Source organism: Kitasatospora sp. MMS16-BH015 (assembly GCF_002943525.1).
Taxonomy (GTDB): Bacteria; Actinomycetota; Actinomycetes; order Streptomycetales; family Streptomycetaceae; genus Kitasatospora.
In genome coordinates this window covers 8446566-8466284 of record NZ_CP025394.1, presented here as the reverse complement: position 1 = coordinate 8466284, position 19719 = coordinate 8446566, and the positions used below count along the sequence as shown (strand labels likewise).

The following is a 19719-nucleotide window of genomic DNA, read 5'->3' as shown; positions in this document are numbered from 1 at the left end:
GACGAGTTCACCTCATGGGTCCGCAATGGCTGAGGCATTCGGACAGTTCCAATACCCGACTCCACCATTGGGCACCAGCGCCTCTGGATTCCGGGCCGAAGTAGAGAGCGAACAGGCCCTAGCCCGGGGCGAGGCCTACATTGCGATGATCGACGCCCACGAGCACCTGGACCTGACCGGGCCGTCGGCCGAAGAAGCCGCCAGGCGGCTCGCGGACTTCGGCGAACGAGCCCAGTTCCAGGGCCAACTCGCGCTGGACAAACACCGCCTGAAGCGGATCATGCGGCATGATCCCGCGGTCTACTTCGGCGACTACGTCACCTGCGTCCACGACCCGGCGAAGGCGCTCTGCGACAAGGCGAAACGCGGCGGAAGTGACGGACTGCCCGACCATGGCGGCTGCAAGCCCCTGGCCTGCAGAAATGTTGCTCTCACTCCGGTGAACGTCGCGGCTTGGACCCGCGTGCTGGTCCGCCTGGAGCAGAGGATGGCGATGCGGCCGGCCATGCCTCCGCTCCGATTGCACCGGCTCCAACAGCGCCACGCCGAAATCACCGAGTTCCTGGCCGCCAACACGCGCACGGAGAGCCCTGAATGACCGCGAACACCTGTGACCTGCCCGAGGCCCTGGTCCGCAAACGGATGATGGAGATGATCGAGTCATGCCAGCAGGCGAACACCAGGCCCAGTGTCCTGAAGCTCGCCCGCCAGCTTGGCCTGAGCAACACCACGTTCCGCCGCCGCTTCCCCGACATCGCCAGCGAGCTCGGCCGTGTTCGGTCCGCTCCCGCCGATCCCGCGGAAGGGCCGACTGCCCACGACAAGTTGGTGGCGCGCAACGCGAAGCTCCGTCGGCGAAACCGTGAGCTGGCGACAGACCTCGCGCTCGCCATCGCCCAGCTCCAGCAACTGGCGTTGACCAACGAACAGCTCCGCACGGCCCTGGAAGCTGCTTCGTGTGTCACGAACATCCAGACCAAGCAGAGGCTCAACTGAGCTGAGGTCAGCTCCCGTGGCTCTGTTCACGAGTTGCGGTTCTGGCTCAACTTCCGTGGCGTGGTGACGGTGGGTGATGCCAGATGTCCCATGATCCTGTCTGGTTGGTCATCAGGTAGGGGCCGTCCGGCAGGTATGTCAGTGGGGTTCGGGAGAATTTCGGAGTGAACGATTTCGATCTGCTGTTGCAACGCGTCCGCTCTGCCGCCGCGGAGAGTGAGAACTTGCGGGACCCGGTCGCCCTGCAGCGCCTCGACGCGGCAGAGCAACAGTTGGGTTTCCGCCTGCACCCGCTCCTCGCCGCGCTCTACACCACCGTGGGCAACGGTGGCTTCGGCCCCCGGGATGCGTTGTTCGAGCTCTGTGACGCCGCACTGTCTGACAGCATGGAGACCGCGCTGGGCAACTACACCCTCGCATCTGCAGACCACTCGGACCCCGTGCTGTCGTGGCCCGCAGGCGTTCTGCCGATCCTTGACTGGGGCTGCGGCATGCTGGCCTGCGTGGACTGTCGCAGCGCCGACGGCACCGTCCTGCTCTTCGAGCCGAACGCGCTCGACGGCGAGGACGCCTCCACGGTGTGGTTCGTTGACTCACCCAGCCTCGCCGAGTGGCTGCGAACCTGGCTGGACCGACGTGGTTGGTACGAGGACGACCAGATGGACGAGACCTCGGACATGCGACTCTGGCCCGAGGCGGCAAACAGGCTCGGCTGACGTACAGCCCTCGGCGGAGCCACTGGCGGCCAGCGGCCGGGACATGTGCGGACCGGCCACGCCAGCAGCACGCGCGAAGAAGTTGAAAGCCGGAGCGGCCGAACATCTGGCGCTTGAGCATCTTAAAAAAGATCAAGAGGCAGCTCTACGAGCGAGCCGGCTTCAAGCTGCTTCGCAAGATGATCCTGCTCCAGTAGATTCCCGCGGCCGAGGTCAGAGCTCGGCCGTCCAGACTCCGGCTGGATGCTCGCCCGGCGACAGCCACAGCTGGGGTTGCGAGTCCCGATGCCCCGGCTCGACGCCTTCCTCCCAGTGGAAGCGCCCGTTCGCGTCGGGCCAGGCCACCTGTAGGACCGGGAAGGGCGGACGCCGGTAGAACCCGATGGCCCGTCCGAAGAAGGTCCTGTACCAGCGAAGATCCGCCCGCCTGAGCCTCACGGGCAGACCACGGGCGATGCCGTGATGCTCCTGGCCGTCAGCCAGGGCCGTGCTCGACGCGGCCTTCTCGCCGAGCGTGTTGAGCATACGGTGCATGAGGTGCACATCGAGCCCGAACATCGCGAGCTCAGGCGTGCCGTGCGTGTGGGCCAGGCCGATCGTGTAGGCGAATCCTGGGCCGATCTCATCCTCTGGCACCATGGCGACGTGCCAGCCGTGCTCCTGCACATTGCCGATGATCGTCCGCTCAACCTGGTCGGCTTCATCTCGGTCACCGTAGTCGTGGCACAGGACGCAGCGGCACTGGAATGGATCATCGGTCATGCCTGCAGAGTACGAGGCGAGTGTTCGGGCCAGGGCAGCGGGCTCCACGCTCGCACGTCACTCTCCGCGACCACTCCCCAAGATCTGTGCCAGAACCCGCAACTCATGAACAAAGCCACTCCCGAGATGTGCTGAAAGGGCACCCGTGGTGGGGGCTGGCAGAGAGGTTCGGTCAACGGTCAGCTCTAAAGTGCGGCTACAACCTCGCCTACTGGGCGCTGTGGCTCGGCGCGATGCCCGCCGACCAGACCGACGACAGCTTCATGAACCACCCCAACCCCGGCTCCTGGGATCCGATCCGGCTCTTCCGGTCCCTCGTCGGCTCCATACACCTCGCCCCCGGCACCCTGGACCTCTACATCCACTCCGTCAGCACCCTGCTGCTCCTGCACCCATGGCTTCCGCACGCAGCACCGGACACCGCGCTGACGTTCTACGAGCTTGCCGCCGAACTCCACGACGGGTCGCTGATCTCCGCAACCTCACGCCGCGACCTGGAGCGCCTGCGCTACGGTCGCACCGGGAACTGACCACCGACCAGGAGGACCAGGTGGAGCACCAGCTCGACGACGCGGACGCTGCCGGCATCGCCCACCTCCTGTTCGAAGCAGGCTCCCTACGAGGACTGCCCCGCACCGGATGGCGCCAGGACGGCATCCCCCTGGCCATCACCGAGACGGTGGCCGAGCACAGCCACCGCACCTCGGTCATCGGCGCCACCCTCGCCACCCTCGAAGGCGCCGACCCGGCCCGCACCACCCTGCTGTGCACCCTCCACGACCTCCCCGAAACCCGCACCGGCGACCTCACCCCCCTCACCAAGCGCTACGCCACCACCGCCGACCCCCGCAAAGTCCTGGCCGACCAGGTCACCGGAACCCACCCCGCCGTCCGCGACGTCTTCACCGAAGCCGTCGCCGAATTCGAGGACGGCACCACACCCGAAGCACGCTGCGCCCGGGACGCCGACAAGCTCGACTGCCTGCTGCGCGCCCTGGAGTACCGGGCCGGAGGCGTTTCTGCCGTGCAGGGCAAGATCGACCGGTGCCGCGCGGCCCTGGTGACGGTCGCGGCCTGCCGCATCGCGGACGCCGCCGTGAAGCTCGCACCGACCGACTGGCAGTACAGAGGGGCATTACCAACGGGCGGCGTGGCCGGGTTGCAGCACCATCCGTGCGTGTGCCCGCAGCAGCCACGACGGCTGCCCTCACCCCAGGCAGAGTCGCAGTGGTGGTGCAACTGACCGGTGACGCCGCCCGGTTCGACGATAGCCTCCCGCTCGTACGGGCTTCCCGCTACCGGGTCGGGGGCAGGGGAGGGCGGGTGTACCTGTTCGGCGGGGGGGTGAGGCCTAGATGCGGGACTTGCGGACCGAGTGCCACGCGGCGCCGGCCAGGGAACGGGCGACCGGGCCAGCGACAGGTTCTCGTGGTTCCGGTAGAGCCGCCAGTTGTGCTCGACCAGGTCGAGCTTGTTCGAGGAGAGCGACCCGAGAATCCGAACGTAGCCACCGCCAGCCTGGCGCTCGCGGTGCACGCTGGGGTAGAACTCGCCGCGCGGTGTGTGCGGCGCAAGCGCCAGTGACCTGACCCGGTGGTGGTCGGCACCTTCAGGACGGTCACGAAGACCGCCGACGGCCTCCGCGCTAGGGATCAGGCGCAGCATTCGGTACCAGTAGGTGACTGGCGCTCAGGTCAGGACCGGCTGCCCGGAGGCGCAGACCGGCAGCGAGAGACGGGCGATCACCGGCCCGTTGAGCAGGGCCGGGTAGCCCAGATCCGGTCCATGTGCCCGCGGCTCGGCCGAGAGGGCAGGGCTGCCGTTTCGACCAGCTCCAGGTGCTGGGGGTCGAGCGGCTCGACGGCGGTGCTCACCGCGCTCGGCCGGTTTCGTAGTCGCCCGCGTCGCAGGGCAGTTGCGGGTGCGGCCAGCCGGGGTCCGGTGCCCAGGTCGGCCAGGCTTCAGCGAAGGGTCCACGGCGGTCCTGGAGTAGCCCGAGGGCCTGCTCGCGGGCGGCCTCGACCTGGACGTGCAGGTCGTCGTCGATCAGGCCGAGGTGCCGTGCCTGCTCGTACTCGTCGACGTCCTTCCAGTGGTGGGCGCTGAGGTCGGGTTCGACGACCAGGTCGACGAAGAGGTCGAAGGTGTCCAGCCCGATCGGGGTACGGGTGTAGGGGAGCTCGAAGTTGACGTACCAACGCAGCGGCTCGCCGGTGGCGGCGTCCTGGAAGGTGTGGATGCTGAAGTAGGCGCCGGATTCGAGGCGGGAGCGAAGGGCGGTCTTCTCCCATGTCCAGGGGCCGAGTTGCCAGTTGCCAGCCGCGAGGTCCTGAAGGCCGGACTGGCGCAGGGCGTGGTCGCCGGTGCGCATCGCGTCCGACCACGTGGTCGGTCCGAGGCTGGTGAGGCCGGGCCAGTAGAGGAGTTCGAGGACATCGCCGTCGTCGGTGAGGGTGCGGTAGGGCTGGGCGGACCAGACGCGCCCGTGGTGGACGTCGCGGCGGACGGCGGTGCTGCCGGGCGTGAACCGGGCGGTGGCGGTGGTCATGGCTCTCCGGGGTGTCGGTCCGGCGCTGCCTTGGCCGGAGCCCGGTGCGCTGCGCCGGTCAGAGGGGCGTGCGGAGCAGGAGGAGGTCGAGCACCGGTCCGTCGGGGCCGGCGCTGTAGGGGCCGGCGTACCGGTATCCCAGGCGATCGTAGAGCTGCCGGGCGGGCCCGTTGTCGGGCATTGCGAGGAGCGACACCCATTCGGTGCGCAGTGCCTCCAGCAGCGCGGTGTGAATGCCGGTGCCGACGCCGCGGCCCTGCCAGCCGGTGCGGACGGCGAGTTCGCAGATCCCGGCGAGGCTGTCGGTGTCGCGGGCGTCGGGGGTGATGGCCGGCCGGAGCTGCTCGCCGTACCAGTAAGAGGGGGAGCAGCGGAAGCCGTAGCCGAAGCCGACGAGCTGGCCTTCGGCGTAGGCGGCGACGAGGACGAAGCCGTCGTGGTGGGCGTGGCCGGTGATCTGGCGACGCAGGGTGTCGGGGGTGAACCCGGCGGCGGCGACGTCGTGGTGGCCGGTGTGGGCTTCGGCCCAGACGTCGGCGAGGGTGTCGAGCAGGTCGGTGGTGTCGCCAGCGCCGTAGCGCTGCAGGGCGAGTGCGGGGCTCATGTGGTCCTTCAGGCTGTGGGTGGGAGGTGGGCGGCGTGGTGGGTGTCCAGGTACTCGGCGACGCAGGGCACGGTCCGGTGGGCTCGCAGGGCGTCGGCGATGTCGTTGAGGGAGCGGACGAGCCGCTGGGAGCGGACGTCGGGCAGGCTGTCGCTGGCCAGACTGCTGATGTCCGCTACGGGGGCCGAGGGGTGGCAAGCGTCCCCCGCCCCCGGCATCCGGCCGACACCAGCCCCAGCAGCGGGCCAGGATGATGGCGTGACTGCCCCGCGCTTCAAGCGCTTGAAGCGCTTCAATTGAAGCGCTGCCAGATTCCTGTTCGGCTGCCGGTCGGCGGATCTGCCAATTGCTGGCCAAGCGCGGTCCGAGCAATTGGACACGGACACGGTCCTGGCCGCCCTCGCGCTGCTGCGGTCCCGCCTCCAGGCCGAGACCCAGGCAACCGTCACGAAGCACCAGACGGAGCTGGTGAATTCCTGGACAGCGCGGCACGGCGAGAGCGGCCTGCGCGTACTGCTCACCTCGGGGGTCGAGAAGGACCAACTTCTCCGGGGTGACCCGGACGGCGCCAGCGAGCGGCTCGCCAGCGAGGAGATGCGGCTGTTCGGCGGACGGCCCTGGCCGAGACAGCCCTGCAGAACGCCCGTCGGTCCGACGTCCGACATCGCGACCTCGGGCCGTCGACTCCAGAAGCTGACGCTCAGGGTTACCTCCTGAACCCCTGTACTGAACGACACCGAGCCGGGGATGACGACGCTGCCAGGCCGGGCGACGCAGGCCAGCGTCGGCACCACATCGTCACCCCCGCGTACTCGCCGACGAGCACGGCGAACTCAGAGGGTTGTCCTTCTAGCCGTAGAGCCCGGTGCCCTTGCGGGAGGCCCCACGGCCGCCGCGGGCGGATCCGGCCGAGCGCATCGCGTTCGTCTGACCAGGGTTCACCTCCAGTGCCCGGCGGTACTGCTCGTCGAGCTCCCGCTGGCTGCAGGATCCTGGTCAGCCACCACCCGGACCAGGTGGCCGCACTGCTGCGCCCCCATGCCGGCGACCCTGCGTGGGCTCCGCGCATCACACGACGTCTTCACCCTCCTGTACGGCACCACGGACGGGGCGGCCGCTGCGGGAGCCCGGATCGTCGGCGCCTACATGCGGCGGCGCCTCGACCTGCACACGGCCGGACAGGGCCCTGCCGCCACGACCACCGAGGACAAGCCGGACACCGGAGCGGGTTCGCCGCCGGCGCCGGGACCACGTCCCGTGCAGCTACTCGGGACCGGCAGCCACACGGCCTGGAACGTCATCGGCAAGATCGCCGAGCAGGACCCAGCCGCGTTCGTCCATCACGTCCTGCCGGTCGCCCGTGCCGCCAGCACCGCCACCCGCACCGGCACGCTCGCAGCCAACGGGGAGACGGACGCCACGTTCCCGCACCGCCCCCACCAACCGCCCACGGTCGGAAGCGACAACGGTGCCGTCCTCGGACACCTGACCCAGGCCCTGCGCATCGCCGCGGCTGCAGGGGACGCGGATGCCCACACCGCCGTCCGGGAGATGGCCCACTCCGCCCTCGCCACCGAACAGACCCTCGCAGCCGCCGGATTCGCCTCCGGCCACCCCGACATGGTCGACGACGCACTCGCCTGGCTGAACGAGAGCCGCTTCGCACTCGTCCAAGACTGGCTGCTCAACCAGACCGCGTTCTCGGCCGAGACGCTCGCCCACGTCTGCCAGCAGCGTGCCCCCCCAGCAGACGAGCACCGCCCAGCAGCGGGCCGCCTCCGCGACAAGCCCCCTAGAGGACAACGGAACGATCCCCCAAGGCACCACCGCACGCCACCTCCTGGCCGCCATCCCGGACGCGCGACTCACCGAGCAGGCCCGGCACCGCCGGAGCCAGCTCGACGCGGACCTCGGCGGCAACGACACCGTGAACGCCGCCCCGCCCCGCTCCGGTTTCGCCGCCATCACGCAGTTCCAGCTCCAGTCGCCGATCACCCTGGAGGCCGTCCAGGCCATGATGGACGACGAGCTCGTGCAGGCGCTGACCAGCCACACCGCCACCGAACCCGGCTGGCAAGAAGACGACCGATTCGTCGGCGGGGCCATCAGCCTGGCCCAGGTCTTCAGCGAGAGCCGCGGTGCCGGGATGAACGTGTCGCGGATTTCGCGCCACTGCTGCCAGCCCTCCCACCTGGTGCGGTCGGGCGGCGGTCCGACGCGCAGGAACGGGACGATCGGGCTGTCGCTCTCAGCCGGCCGGTTGTCCACCGTGCTCCTCTTCGTCGTCCTCGGGCAGGAGGAACACGTTGCGCTCGCGGAAGCTCGACCCCAGCCGGGGCGGTGGCTTCGGGGTGACCGGGACGGTGGCTTCTCTCCGGCGGCGCCGCTCGGCGTCGAGACTGCCTCGGGTCTGCCCAGCCCGCTGCGGCCACTGCAGCACGTTCCCCGCGGTCTGCTGGGGCTGACGGGTTGGTGGGGTGGGTTCGGCGGAGGCCGCCGGCCGGTCGGTCGAGGCCGCCTGGGCCTGCGTGGCCTCGCGGGCGTGTTCGACGCGCTGGGACTTGGTCATCTGGCTGGGCCAGTTGCTGACCGGATCACGGGCGCCGAGCAGGTCCAGGAGGATCGGAAGGAGTTCGGCATCGGTCCGCGGTCGCAGGCCGGCCTCGCGAACTCGGGTGAGGAGTTCCTCGGCGCGCAGGTCACCGAAGGCGGGGACCTGCGATTCCGGCGGCAGCCCGGTCCAGCGCAGGGGGTGCCACTCGTGGGTAACGGGACCTTGGAAGTAGACGACGCGCCGGTCTCGGGGCTCTCGGCGGATGATCCACATCTGCTTGCGCCGCCCGCCGCGCGAGGATGCCTCGTGTAAGTGGGGCTCCAGTGCATCGCCGTAGTAGTAGAGGCCCTTGATCTTCACGCCCCGGCGGCCGTGGATGCGCTTGACCTGGTGCTCCGGCAGGAACCGGTAGTAGAGCTCGGGTTGGGGGATCTCCATCGCGAAGCCGGTCTGCGCGAACGACGCCGCGAACAGCGAGTTGGGGCTGTGGTCCCCGCCGGGATCCCACGCCGGCGCGTAGTCGCCCAGCCGGCGGTTCTGCCAGACCTTGACGACCCAGGTCGCGATCACGTGTTCCATCGCGTCGATGGTCAAGGTGCCGTCCCGCTCCGGTTCCGCACCGCGGTCGGCGGTGTCGATGCCGGTGTAGCCAGGAAGGTGCTCGAACAGCAGCGACCGGATGCTGCCGAAGACCCGTTCGACCGCCTGCTTGTCCTGGGGCCGCAGCACCCGTGCCGGAAGCACCCGGCAGCCGATCACCTCCTGGACCTCGACCAGGTGGTGGTTGCGGTAGACGCTGCCGTGGTCGGTGGTCACCGTCTCCGGCGCGAAGAACGGCAGGGCCGCGACCCGGTGGCCGACGAACTCCGCCACGACTGCAGCCGGCAGCCCCGGGTAGGGCCACTCCATCTCGCCGTCCCAGTCGGCCCGCATGGGCAGCGGGAGCATTACGTCCCGCAGCACCATCGCGACGTCGACCGATGTGTCCGACACCAGCGTGAGCCGGAAAGCGCAGATGGAGTGGGTGTAGACGTCCAGCGCCAGCGTCAGGTGGACGCGGACCGGGTCGCCGAAGACCCCCTCGCGGACCATCACCGGCATGATCGTCGTGTCCAGCGCGACCGCCTGGCCCGGCCTGGTGACCAGCCCGTGCCCGTCCTTCTCGGGCAGCGACGCGGAGCGTTCGTAGCGCTGCCCACCACGGCCGGGACCGAACCACTCGTGCCAGACCCGCCTGAGCGTGTCGTAGCTGGGGACCTTGATTTCCTGGCCGGGGAACGTCTCGCGGACGTAGCGGTGGATCATCGTCTCCCGGGTGCGGGCGTCCACCCTGGAACGGTGAAGCCGGGTCTCCTCCCGAACGGCCAGGATCGCTTCCCGGATCTCCTCTGAGATGCTGGGGTGCCCGCCGCTCTCGCGCAGCCATCGGTCGTCCGCGCAGCCGATCACCCCGAAGCGGCGCCGTTTGCGCTCCCAGCGCTCCAGGGTCCTGACGCCGACCCGGTCCAGCGCCAGCAGATTCGCGGCGGCCGGGTCCATGGCGTCCAGCTCGGCCACTTTAGCCTGGCGTCGCTCGGACACGGTCGTGCGGTCGGGGTGGTACTCCGGGCGAGGATCTCCTGGCCGCGGGTGCAATGGGTCTCCGCTGCGGAAGTCGCAGAAGACCTCCATCAGGTGCTCGAACCGCAACTCCACCAGCGGGACCTTCTCCGGCTTCAGGTCCTTCAACGTCATCTCCTGCCGTCCCCGGTTCGCGCCGGACGAGGAGGTGAGCGACGAGCTGCGGCACTGCGGATGGTTCAGTAGGAATCTGAAGCTGACGCACTGCCGGACACCGGCCCGGTTCATCAGGTGAACTCGGCCGAGATGGGGTTCCTGCCGCTCGACCAGCCACTCGCTCGCGTCGAGGACCAGTGCTGCCCCCGGAGCCAGATCCAAGGCGCCCGCGCTCATGACACCTCCGCCGGCATCAGCCTTGACGCATCGGTCAAGGGCTCGGACAGATCAACGCCAAGTCGCCGTTGCCACAACAGGTGCAGCAGCTGGGCCCGCGCGACCGGCCAGAACTGGCAGGCCATCGCGGCCTCGCGGAAGGTCACACCCTGCTCGGCTGCCGCGAGTAGCTCCGGGCGCAGATTCAAGGGGTCGCTCATCGGGCGTCGCCGCGCGTACATCGCGTCCAGGGATGCCTGGACGTGCGGCGACCAGCCGGCCGCGACCACGTAGCGCCAGCCGGAGGCCAGCGAGAGCTCGTGAGCCGCAGCGAAGGACTCCTCATCCTCGGATTTGATCAGCCCTGCCGGACGGACGTCGACGACGAAGACCCCGTCATCGGAGACCACGAGGTAGTCCGGAGTGTGCCGCCGCAAGCGCCTGTTCGCCTCGAAGCGCATCCGGAACGGCTGCGAGAGCAGAATCTGCACGCCGCCGCAGAAATCGAGCGCCCGCAGCAGCCAGTCCTCCTCCAGACTCTCGAAGCCGTGCAGCCGCCCCGTGCTGACCAGGTACTCCAGCCCCGGCCGATGCCGCTGGTCACGCCGCCAAGCGAAGCCGCGCATCGGGACGCAGCCCACCCAGGGCGCCTGCCCCAGAGAGGCCACCGCGCCAGTCACCTCGCCGCTTCGGTGACGCCACGTCACTGTCCATCGACGCGTCCACCCCTCGCCGAGGGCCAGACCCTGGCGACCTGCCGTCCTACTGACAGGAACCAGCAGGTCCTCCCACCTGCACAGATGCGACCACAGCGGCCCCGTGTACGTAGAGCCGCGAGTCGTCGGCGGTGCCGGGAAAGTCCTGCGTGACGTATCCACCCCGCCATCGAAGTAGTCAGCTCGCGTCGGCGGGGCGACTTCTTCGGAGTTGGCGACAACTTGCTTGCCAAACGATCACCAGCCGACAGATACCTCGCCGAATCGGCGACAGTTGTCATGCTGACCCGCCCGGAGAGCCGCACGTCGAGTAGTGCGGTTAGCGACAAGTAGCGTGCTGAGTCACAGCCGCACGCATGGCGGTCTCCCCGATCCGAGGTCTTGATTCGACAATTGTCGATATTGGCGACGTTGCCACTCGCATAGATGACTGTCAACATAGATGCATGTCGAATCTGGAACTGCCGGTGCTCGGCCAGGACGAGCCGGCCGCGTGCTGCTCGCCCATGGCCCGCGAGCCGCTCGGTGAGGAAGCCGCCGCCGACCTCGCGAAGATGTTCAAGGCCCTCTCCGACCCGGTGCGGCTGCGGCTGCTGTCGCTGATCGCCTCCCACGAGGGCGGCGAGGCCTGCGTCTGCGACCTGACCGGCCCCTTCGATGTCTCCCAGCCGACGATCTCCCACCACCTCAAGGTGCTGCGCGAGGCCGGGCTGGTCGGCTCCGAGCGCCGGGGGACCTGGGTCTACTACTGGGTGCTGCCCGCCGCCCTGGCCAAGCTCTCCACCCTGCTCCAGACTCCCGCCGGCGCGGGAGGCGCGAGATGACCGCGATAGCCCCGCTGGGGCGCCGCGCGGCCGCCGAGTTCGTCGGGACGGGCGCGCTGGTCGCCGTCGTGGTCGGCTCCGGCATCCAGGCCGCCCAGCTCTCCGGCGACGTAGGCGTGCAACTGCTGGCCAACTCGCTGACGACCGTGTTCGGCCTCGGCGTGCTGATCCTGCTGCTCGGCCCGGTCTCCGGCGCCCACTTCAACCCGGCCGTGACCCTGGCCGCCTGGTGGACCGGCCGTGACGGCGACGGCCCGGGCCTGCGCGAGGTCGCGGCCTATGTCGGCGCTCAGGTCGCCGGGGCGATCGGCGGTGCGGTCCTCGCGGACGCGATGTTCGCCAAGACGCCCGTGGCCTGGTCGACCCACGACCGGTGGGCGCCGCATCTGTGGCTGGGCGAGGTCGTCGCGACCACCGGCCTGATCCTGCTGATCTTCGGCCTGGCCCGCGTCGGCCGGGAGCGATTCGCCCCCGTCGCGGTCGCCTCGTTCATCGGAGCCGCGTACTGGTTCACGTCCTCCACCAGCTTCGCCAACCCGGCGGTGACGATCGGCCGGGCGTTCACCGACACCTTCGCCGGTGTCGCCCCCGCCTCCGTGCTGCCGTTCATCGCCGCCCAGCTCGCCGGTCTGGCCGCCGGGCTCGGCCTGGTCGCGGTCCTGTTCGGCCGACCCTCCCCGGCCGTCGCCGAGCACGACACCGAGCACGTCGCCGAGCACGTGGTCGTCCCGCATGGCGACCACGAGCCCGCCCCGGCCGGCCGCTGACCCGCTCCCTCCTGCTCGTCCCGAAGACCGAAGGACCCCTGCCGTGAGCACTCCCGCCGTCCCGTCCGTCCTGTTCGTCTGCGTCCACAACGCGGGCCGGTCCCAGATGGCGGCCGCCTTCCTCACCCGCCTCGGGGGCGAGCGGGTCGAGGTCCGCTCGGCCGGCTCCGCCCCGGCCGAGACCGTCAACCCGGCCGTGGTCGAGGCCCTGGCCGAGGTCGGCATCGACATCTCCGCCGAGACCCCGAAAGTCCTGACCGTCGAGGCCGTGCAGGCGTCCGACGTGGTGATCACGATGGGCTGCGGCGACGCCTGCCCGTTCTTCCCCGGCAAGACCTATCTCGACTGGAGGCTGGCGGACCCGGCCGGCCAGGGCGTCGCCGCCGTCCGGCCGATCCGCGACGAGATCGAGGCCCGGATCCGCGGCCTGCTCGCCGACCTCGGCATCGAACCCGCCGCATGACCCCAAACCCCGGTCCGGTACGGATCACCAGCATGCTGCCCGGCCATGCCCAGCTGGTCTCCGTCGTGCGGGGTGGCCGGAAGCTGCCCGACCAGCGTCAGTCGGAGCCGGACACGGGCCGAACTCGGTGGACCAGAACACCCAGGACCGTTCCGGGCGTTCGGCTGAGCACGGGTCCTGGCAGCAGGACCCGCTCCGTCTCCGTCTCCGTCTCCGTCTCCGTCTCCGTCTCCGGGCACGGTGATAGAACTCGGCCATGGACACCGCACTCGCCCACCTGGACGACCCGCCCGTCGTGGCCGCCGTCGGCATCGGCGTGCACGGCTGCGCCGGACGGACGGACGTGTTCCTGCTGCCGGACCTCTGGCAGTTGCACCTCTACGGCTACGAGGCCGAGCTGACGGTGGACGGCACCGCGCACGCGATCCGCCCGGGCCGAGTCAGCCTCGTGCCGCCCGGCACCACCGTGCGCTACCGCTACCGCGGCCGCTCCGAGCACCTCTACGTGCACCTGCGCCTCGGCACGGCCGGCCCGCAGATCGGCATTCCGGTGATCCAGGACACCGGCACCGAACTCGCACCGCTCAGAGCGCAGTTGACCAGTGCACTGGCGGCCTGGCCGCACTCCCCCGTACGGGCGACGGCCGAGGTCTGGGCCGCGCTCTGGCGGGTGGCCCAGCTGGCTCCGCTGCGCACGGCCGACACCGCCGCACCGCATCCGGCGGTCGCCGCCGCCCTGGCGATGATCGAGGCCCGCCTGGCCGAGCCGCTGAGCGTGGCGGAGCTGGCAAGGGCGGCGGGCGTCTCGCACAACCACCTGACCAGGCTCTTCCGCGCGGCCACCGGGGCCACCGTCGTCGGCTACCTCCGCGCCCGCCGGATGGCGCGGGCCCGCCACTTCCTCCAGGCCACCACCCTGTCCATCCCCGCCATCGCGGCCTCGGTCGGCATCCCCGACCTCCAGGCCTTCAACAAGGCCTGCCGCCGCGACCTCGGTGCCTCCCCGCGCGCCGTCCGCGCCGGACTGAACACCGGGTAGCCCCGGGGCACAGCACGGACCAGCCACCCTGCGCCCGACCGCCCCCGGCGGTCCTAGCAGCGGGTCAGCCGCACCGAGATGCCCTCGCGGGTGCGCAGCGGCGTCGCCCGGTATCCCGACACGTCCACCGTGACGCTGCCGAACCCGCCCTGCACCGCGCACCCGCTGATCACCGGCAGCACCGCCTCCTCGCCGAGCGGCCCGATCTCCCGCAGCTCCAGGGCCAGCCGGGCACCGTGGCCGAGCACCAGCCGGCCCGCCACCGTCAGTACCGCACGGTGGAGCTGATGAGCTGTCAGTTCCAGGCAAGTCCCGGTCCCCGCCTGCGAGTAGTCGCCGTGCACCCGCACCGGACCGCGCTCGGCGTCCACCCGCAGGGTGCCACCGCGCAGTTGGACGTCCCCGCGCCCCAGCGCGTCGTGGGAGCCGGCCACCAGGGCGCCGGCCGCCACCACGGTGGTGCCCGTGTACCGGTTGGTGCCGGTCAGGGTCAGCGTCCCGGTGCCTCGCTTGGTGAGACCGCCGGGCCCGCCGATGTCGTTGCGCCAGGCGTCGGCCGCGCAGAACCCGCCCTCGGCGGCGTCCAGCTCCACCGTCACGTCCCGCTCGAAGGAGCCGTAGCCGTCGGCGGCGGCGAACAGGTCGAGCCGGCCCCACATCTCCGGGCCGTCGAGCAGCACGTAGCCCGAGGGCAGCGCGGTGGTGCGCAGCACCTCCCGCCGCTGGTCGGCGTCGAGGTAGGGCAACCGGGTCTCCAGGAGGACTTCGGCGCCCTTGGGCACGGTCATCGGGACCTCCCGGCCGCCGCGCCGCAGCACGTAGGTCAGCTTCGGCCTGACCAGCGCGGCGTTGGCCAGGCGGTCGGCGTACGGGTCCTCGGCCGTACCGGCCCGGTGGGCGAAGGCGTACAGGGTGTCGGTGGTGCCGCCGGTCTTCCCCTGGAAGCTTTCGGTCTTCGCCTGGAAGCTGCCGGTCCTCGCCTGGAAGTAGGCGGCGGCCTGGCTGCGGGCGGCGGCCTTGAGAGCGGCGTTGCGCGGGTCCGCGAGGGTGGCGGCGGCCAGCGCGGTGGCCAGGGTGCGGCCGCCGATGACGTCGAGCGGGGAGTGCATGCCGGCGGTGATCCGGGTGTGGCTGAGCTCGAACGCCCGGGTGACCAGCTCCTGGAAGCGTTCGGGCACCGCGTACGCGAGGGCCAGCGCGGCCAGGTGGAAGGCGTTCGTGTGACCGCTCACAAAACCGCCGTCGTCGGCCGGGGAGGCATTGCGCTGACGCAGCAGCTGCGGGGCGACCACCACCTCCGAGGCGTACACCGGGAAGCCGAAGGCATCGGTGGCGCCGGTGTCGACCACCGCGCTCTGCCCGTTCAGCCGCCAGGGCCTCGGGTACCGGTAGGCGTACTTGGCCGGGTTGCCGGAGGCGTACGGCCCCCGGAGCGTGTTGACCAGGGTGACCACCCGCCCCAGCTCGGAGTCGACCGCCCCGGGCCCGAGTGCCGAACCGGCCGGCGCATCGGCGGGGACGGCGTCGTCGATCTTCCCGGGCGGGGTGGAGTCGGGCGCCGTGGTGATCGAGGTGACGGCCCGGGCGCCCGTCCGGTACAGCTCGGCGAGTGGCCCGAGCCCGGCGATGACGGCGTAACTCTGGTGCTGGCGGTCGTAGATGAACGCCTCCTTGGCCTGCTCCGCCGTCCGCTGCGTGGTGGCCTGCACGCAGGAGCGCACATTGGCCCGCAGCACCTCGGCCAGCAGCGGCGAGCCGTCGTTCCAAGCCCCGCCGGTCCGCCAGATCCGGCTCATCCCGGTGAGGATCCGCACGGCCGCGTTCCCCGTGGGGGTGAGGTCGGCCATCGTGTTGGTCGTGTACGAGTCCACGAAGGCGGGGCCGGACACCGGGCCGACGGGCCCGGAGTGGCCCGCCGCGGAGCCGCCGGCCACCGAACCGACGGGCGCAGCGGCGACGGCCCGCTGCGGGGCGGTCAGCAGACTCAGCGCGGTGGGCGCGGTGAGCAGCGCGACCGAGGTGGCTGCGGAGCTGCGCAGGAATCGGCGGCGGTCCAGGGTGGGCTGATCGTTCATGAGCGTCTTCCTGCGGTGGTGGTCTGCGGACGTGCGGGTTCCCCGGCCCGGGTGGCGGCCCGGGCCGGGGAGGTGCGGGGTGGTCAGCGGCGGGTGAGGAGGAAGCCGAGCTTGTCGACCTCGTCGCCCGAGCGGCCCTGGAAGCCGGCGAACTGCCAGCCGGCCGGCGCGGTGCGAGTCACACAGTCGGCGGTGGTGGTGCCGCCGGCCAGCGACCGGCCCAGGTTGGTGCCGAACGAGGCGTAGAAGATCCGGGTGTGCCCGCTGTACGAACCCTCGCACAGCGTGGCGGAGTTGACGTACTCACCGCCGCCCAGGGTGAGCGACGCGGCGGTGCCGCCGGTGCCGCCGTGGGTGAGCGAGGTGCCGTCGGCGAGGGTGAGCCCGACCTGGTCGACCCGGGAGCCGGACCGCAGGCTGACCACGGCGGCCTGGGCGCCTGCCGGGACGCGGTCGATGTCGTTGTAGAAGTCGCCGTGCGGGCCGCCGAATTGCTCGCTCGCCTGGTACGCCGGGTTCTGGCTCCAGGTGAAGCCGACGGCGACCGGGTCGTGGTCGGAGAGCATCTTGCCCGCGCCGTCCAGGAAGTCGACGTGCTTGTCGGCGTACGAGGTCGCGCCGAGCGTGACCAGTGCGCTGCTGCGGTACAGCACCTTGTCGACGATCTCGCAGGTGTCGGTGGGCGCGTTCTGGTCGCACAGCAGCGGGTCGGAGCCCTTGACGGGCGGCACCCCGCCGCGCTCCAACTGCACCCAGGCGTCGGTCAGTCGGTTGTCGGCGGCGAAGGCGGCGATGGTGTCGTCGGCCCGGGTGTAGCGGGTGTTGGTGTCGCCCATCACCACGACGGCGTTCCCCGCCGAGTGGGTCTGGATGTAGCCGGTGAGCTGCGCCAGGTTGGCGGCGCGGGCGGCCTCGTCGCCGGGCTCGGTGCCCGCGTTGGCGTGCAGGTTGTAGAAGTCCACGTACACGCCCTCGGCCAGCCTCGTCCGCATGAAGGTGAAGCCCTTGGGCGTGAGGCAGTCGCCGGAGTCCAGCTGGCAGTCGTGCCAGTGGACGCGCTCGAAGTCGTCGCCGTCGTAGGCGAATCGGGACATCGTGTTGAGGCCGCTGCCGATGCCGGCTCCGCCGCTGGTGGCGGTGCGGTACGGGTGGGTGTCGGTGGCGTAGAGCGCGGCGTGGTAGTTGAAGTCCTCCTGGACGTTCACCACGTCGTACGGCGCCACCCGGCTGCCGATCGCGGTGGTGCTGCTCTGCCGGTCGGTCGAGGCGCTGGAGAGCACCTGCGGCAGCCCGGCGACGTTGTACGTCAGCACGGAGAACGACCCGCCCCCGGCGGTGGCCTGCGCGGCAGCGGCCGGGCTGGCCACCGCCGGAGTGGCGGCCTGCGCCGTGGTGGAGCCCAGTGCGGCGGTGGTGCCGAGTGCGCCCACGAGGAGGGAGCGGACGAGGAGTTGGCGGAGGCGGGGCTTGGGCATCGGTGCTCCGATCGGAGTACGACCACGGTGATCCGGTGTCCCGGAGCGTATGAGCGATCAATGGGATCGTCAACACCGGCAGAGAGCAGGGGAAACTGCCCTGACCTGCAGGTTTATCGAGCCATGCCACCTCGTGCCCAAAGCTTTTGTTAGCGTTAACTGACTGTTCGACTGTCCGGACCGCCCGTCAGCCGAACACCGCTGCGACCTCGGCCCCGTGCCGCACGAAGACCGGGATGCGCTCCAGCGGAGCCTCGGCGTCGACCGTCGTGCCACCCTCCCGTGCGCTTCCCGTGACCGGGTCGACCCAGCGGGCACCGACCGGCAGGTACACCCGGCGGGCCCGGACGCCGGCCTGGTACACGGGTGCCACCAGGAGGTCGGGGCCGAGCAGGAACTGGTCGTCCACTGCCCAGGCCCGCTCGTCCTCGGGGAACGCGAAGAACAGCGGGCGCATCGGCGGGGCCCCGGTGCGGTGGGCGTCCTCGGAGAGCGTCCGCAGGTAGGGGCGCAGGCGCTCGCGCAGCAGCAGGTGGTCGCGGAGGATGCCGTACGCCTGCTCCCCGTACGACCAGACCTCGTTCGGCCCGCCGGTCATGTCGGTGGAGAACGTCGGGTAGTTGGGCGCGCGGTCGCCGTGCAGCCGCATCACCGGGCAGAAGGTGCCGTACTGGAACCAGCGGACCAGCAACTCGCGGTACCCCGGGTCGTCCGGGTCGCCGCCGGAGAAGCCCCCGATGTCGGTGTTCCACCAGGGGATGCCGCTCATCGCGACGTTGAGGCCGGCCCGGATCTGGCGGCCGAGCGAGTCGAAGGTGGTGGGGATGTCGCCCGACCAGAGCAGTGCCCCGTGCGCCTGGCTGCCCGCCCAGGCGGAGCGGACCAGCGAGAGCGGCCGTTCCTCGCCCGCCGCGCGCAGGCCCTCGGCCACCGCGCGGGTGTGCTCCAGCGGGTAGAGGTTCGCGACCTCGGCGGCCGGCCCGGCCGCGTAGACGGCCCGCTCGGCGAGGCCGGGGGGCAGGTCCGGCTCGCAGGCGTCCAGCCAGAAGCACGCCACCCCCAGCGAACGGTAGTTCTCGTCCAGCCGCCGCCACAGCGCCGCGCGTGCTCCGGGGTGGGTGGCGTCGTAGTGGGCCATCGGACGGATCAGGGCCTCCCCGCCGTACCGCGACGGCCACGGGTGGGTGAGCAGACCGCCGGCCGAGTCCCGTACGAGGTGCCCGGCCGAGCGCAGCCCGTCGAAGGCGTCACTGCCGGGCTCGACGGTGGGCCACACCGAGACGGCGAGCTTCACCCCGAGGGCCGACAGCTCCTTGACCATGGCCGTGGGGTCGGGCCACTCGCTCTGCTCGAACCGCCAGTCCCCCATCCTCGGCCAGTGGAAGAAGTCGCAGACGATGACGGAGAGCGGCAGGCCCCGCTCCTTGTACTGCCGTGCCACGGTGAGGAGTTCGTCCTGGGTGCGGTAGCGCAGCTTCGACTGCCAGAAGCCGGACGCCCATTCGGGCAGGAGCGGCGGACGGCCGGTGGCCCGGGTGTAGGAGTCGAGGATCCGGGCCGGGGTGTCACCGGCGGTGATCCAGTAGTCGATGCGCCCACCGGCGTCGGCGGTCCACCGGGTGGTGTCGGCGCCCAGCTCGACGCGGCCGGTGGCGGGGTTGTTCCACAGGAGTCCGTAACCGCGTGAGGAGTGCAGGAAGGGGACGGCCGCCACGGTGTTGGCCTGGACGAGGTCGATCACACAGCCCTTCTGGTCCAGGCGCCCGTGCAGGTGCTGCCCCAGGCCGTGCAGCCGTTCGCCCTCGTACGCCTCGAAGGACTGGGCCGTCCGGCCGGCCGTCGCGTGGACGCGGGGGCCGGTGTGGTGCGCGTGCGGGCTGCGCTCGGCGAGCAGCTCGCGGCCCGAGACGGCGTGGCAGAACCTCAGCCGGCCGTCCGCCGAGGCCTCGACGGCGATGCAGCCGTTGACCAGGCGGGCACTGCCGTCCTGGGAGACGGACGCTTCGGACGGCGGGCCGGACGGAGGTGGAATCAGCGCTCCGGGGGCGGCCGGGTCGATGGCCCCGGACGAGGCCCGCACCCGGACGGCGTCCGGCCCCCAGGGTTCGACCCGGAGGACCTCTGCGGCGGTGTGCCGTTCCACGGCGCCCGCGCGGATGCTGTACGACAAGGCTCGACTCCTCTGCTCTGGAGGCTGGAGGTTGGGGGCCGGGGGCGGTCGGAGGGTGTCGCGCGGCTCCGGGCCGCC

General features: G+C 71.0%; 20 protein-coding genes. 10 read left to right on the top strand and 10 right to left on the bottom strand.

Features of this window, described 5'->3' with window-relative positions; genetic code table 11:
- Positions 1-67: 67 nt before the first annotated feature.
- The 3 genes from CFP65_RS40070 (at position 68) to CFP65_RS36445 (ending at position 1712) form a co-directional block, all read left to right on the top strand.
- Positions 68-598 carry a hypothetical protein gene (locus tag CFP65_RS40070; RefSeq protein WP_217368226.1) on the top strand — a complete coding sequence of 177 codons (531 nt, stop codon included), beginning with the start codon at positions 68-70 and terminating at the stop codon, positions 596-598.
- A complete protein-coding gene (locus CFP65_RS36450; RefSeq protein WP_104820186.1) occupies positions 595-996 on the top strand; it encodes a hypothetical protein in 402 nt (133 codons plus the stop codon). The genes CFP65_RS40070 and CFP65_RS36450 overlap by 4 nt, the downstream gene beginning before the upstream one ends.
- Before the next feature lie 164 nt (positions 997-1160).
- Positions 1161-1712 (top strand): SMI1/KNR4 family protein, encoded by a 552-nt coding sequence (locus tag CFP65_RS36445; protein ID WP_104820185.1) that lies wholly within the window; start codon positions 1161-1163, stop codon positions 1710-1712.
- Positions 1713-1925: 213 nt separating this feature from the next.
- Here CFP65_RS36445 and CFP65_RS36440 read toward each other — a convergent pair whose 3' ends face one another.
- Positions 1926-2474, bottom strand: coding sequence for a DUF4262 domain-containing protein (locus tag CFP65_RS36440; RefSeq protein WP_104821378.1), 549 nt, complete (start codon positions 2472-2474; stop codon positions 1926-1928).
- Positions 2475-2707: 233 nt separating this feature from the next.
- Between CFP65_RS36440 and CFP65_RS36435 the strand changes: the two genes are divergently transcribed.
- Positions 2708-3004: a hypothetical protein gene (locus tag CFP65_RS36435; RefSeq protein WP_174805603.1), complete on the top strand. Its 297-nt coding sequence runs from the start codon at positions 2708-2710 to the stop codon at positions 3002-3004.
- Between the two features lie 20 nt (positions 3005-3024).
- Positions 3025-3717 (top strand): HD family hydrolase, encoded by a 693-nt coding sequence (locus tag CFP65_RS36430; protein WP_104820184.1) that lies wholly within the window; start codon positions 3025-3027, stop codon positions 3715-3717.
- Positions 3718-4344: 627 nt separating this feature from the next.
- Here CFP65_RS36430 and CFP65_RS36420 read toward each other — a convergent pair.
- The 3 genes from CFP65_RS36420 to CFP65_RS36410 are packed head-to-tail and all read right to left on the bottom strand — an operon-like array spanning position 4345 to position 5844.
- The gene (locus CFP65_RS36420; protein WP_104820183.1) at positions 4345-5022 is read right to left on the bottom strand and encodes a DUF402 domain-containing protein; all 678 of its coding nucleotides are present in this window, start codon (positions 5020-5022) and stop codon (positions 4345-4347) included.
- A gap of 58 nt (positions 5023-5080) precedes the next feature.
- Positions 5081-5626, bottom strand: a complete 546-nt coding sequence (locus CFP65_RS36415; RefSeq protein ID WP_104820182.1) for a GNAT family N-acetyltransferase — start codon at positions 5624-5626, stop codon at positions 5081-5083.
- A gap of 8 nt (positions 5627-5634) precedes the next feature.
- Entirely contained in the window at positions 5635-5844 is a 210-nt protein-coding gene (locus CFP65_RS36410; RefSeq protein WP_104820181.1) for a hypothetical protein, read from the bottom strand.
- 154 nt (positions 5845-5998) lie between these two features.
- Here CFP65_RS36410 and CFP65_RS36405 point away from each other — a divergent pair, with 154 nt between their 5' ends.
- Complete coding sequence (locus tag CFP65_RS36405) at positions 5999-6343, top strand: hypothetical protein (protein ID WP_104820180.1); 345 nt, start codon at positions 5999-6001, stop codon at positions 6341-6343.
- A 546-nt stretch (positions 6344-6889) separates the two neighbouring features.
- On the opposite strand, the gene CFP65_RS36400 is transcribed toward CFP65_RS36405, so the two are convergent.
- From CFP65_RS36400 to CFP65_RS36390, 3 genes are read right to left on the bottom strand one after another with little or no spacing between them, the layout of a single operon-like run.
- Positions 6890-7894, bottom strand: a complete 1005-nt coding sequence (locus CFP65_RS36400) for a hypothetical protein (RefSeq protein ID WP_104820179.1) — start codon at positions 7892-7894, stop codon at positions 6890-6892.
- Positions 7875-10133: a transposase gene (locus CFP65_RS36395; protein ID WP_104820178.1), complete on the bottom strand. Its 2259-nt coding sequence runs from the start codon at positions 10131-10133 to the stop codon at positions 7875-7877. The genes CFP65_RS36400 and CFP65_RS36395 overlap by 20 nt, the downstream gene beginning before the upstream one ends.
- Positions 10130-10780, bottom strand: coding sequence for a TnsA-like heteromeric transposase endonuclease subunit (locus CFP65_RS36390; protein WP_254552751.1), 651 nt, complete (start codon positions 10778-10780; stop codon positions 10130-10132). The genes CFP65_RS36395 and CFP65_RS36390 overlap by 4 nt, the downstream gene beginning before the upstream one ends.
- 494 nt (positions 10781-11274) lie before the next feature.
- On the opposite strand from CFP65_RS36390, the gene CFP65_RS36385 reads away from it, so the two are divergent.
- The 4 genes from CFP65_RS36385 (at position 11275) to CFP65_RS36370 (ending at position 13921) form a co-directional block, all read left to right on the top strand.
- The gene (locus CFP65_RS36385; protein WP_104820177.1) at positions 11275-11652 is read left to right on the top strand and encodes a helix-turn-helix transcriptional regulator; all 378 of its coding nucleotides are present in this window, start codon (positions 11275-11277) and stop codon (positions 11650-11652) included.
- Entirely contained in the window at positions 11649-12419 is a 771-nt protein-coding gene (locus CFP65_RS36380) for an aquaporin (protein ID WP_104820176.1), read from the top strand. Before CFP65_RS36385 ends, CFP65_RS36380 begins: the two co-directional genes overlap by 4 nt.
- 43 nt (positions 12420-12462) lie before the next feature.
- Entirely contained in the window at positions 12463-12882 is a 420-nt protein-coding gene (locus CFP65_RS36375; RefSeq protein WP_174805602.1) for an arsenate reductase ArsC, read from the top strand.
- 256 nt (positions 12883-13138) lie between these two features.
- Positions 13139-13921 (top strand): AraC family transcriptional regulator, encoded by a 783-nt coding sequence (locus CFP65_RS36370; RefSeq protein ID WP_104820174.1) that lies wholly within the window; start codon positions 13139-13141, stop codon positions 13919-13921.
- Positions 13922-13974: 53 nt separating this feature from the next.
- On the opposite strand, the gene CFP65_RS36365 is transcribed toward CFP65_RS36370, so the two are convergent.
- From CFP65_RS36365 to CFP65_RS36355, 3 genes are all read right to left on the bottom strand, one after another.
- Positions 13975-15996: a phosphatase PAP2 family protein gene (locus CFP65_RS36365; protein WP_104820173.1), complete on the bottom strand. Its 2022-nt coding sequence runs from the start codon at positions 15994-15996 to the stop codon at positions 13975-13977.
- A gap of 83 nt (positions 15997-16079) precedes the next feature.
- Entirely contained in the window at positions 16080-17471 is a 1392-nt protein-coding gene (locus CFP65_RS36360) for a jacalin-like lectin (protein WP_158702552.1), read from the bottom strand.
- A 187-nt stretch (positions 17472-17658) separates the two neighbouring features.
- Positions 17659-19641, bottom strand: coding sequence for a TIM-barrel domain-containing protein (locus CFP65_RS36355; protein WP_104820172.1), 1983 nt, complete (start codon positions 19639-19641; stop codon positions 17659-17661).
- Between the last annotated feature and the right edge of the window lie 78 nt (positions 19642-19719).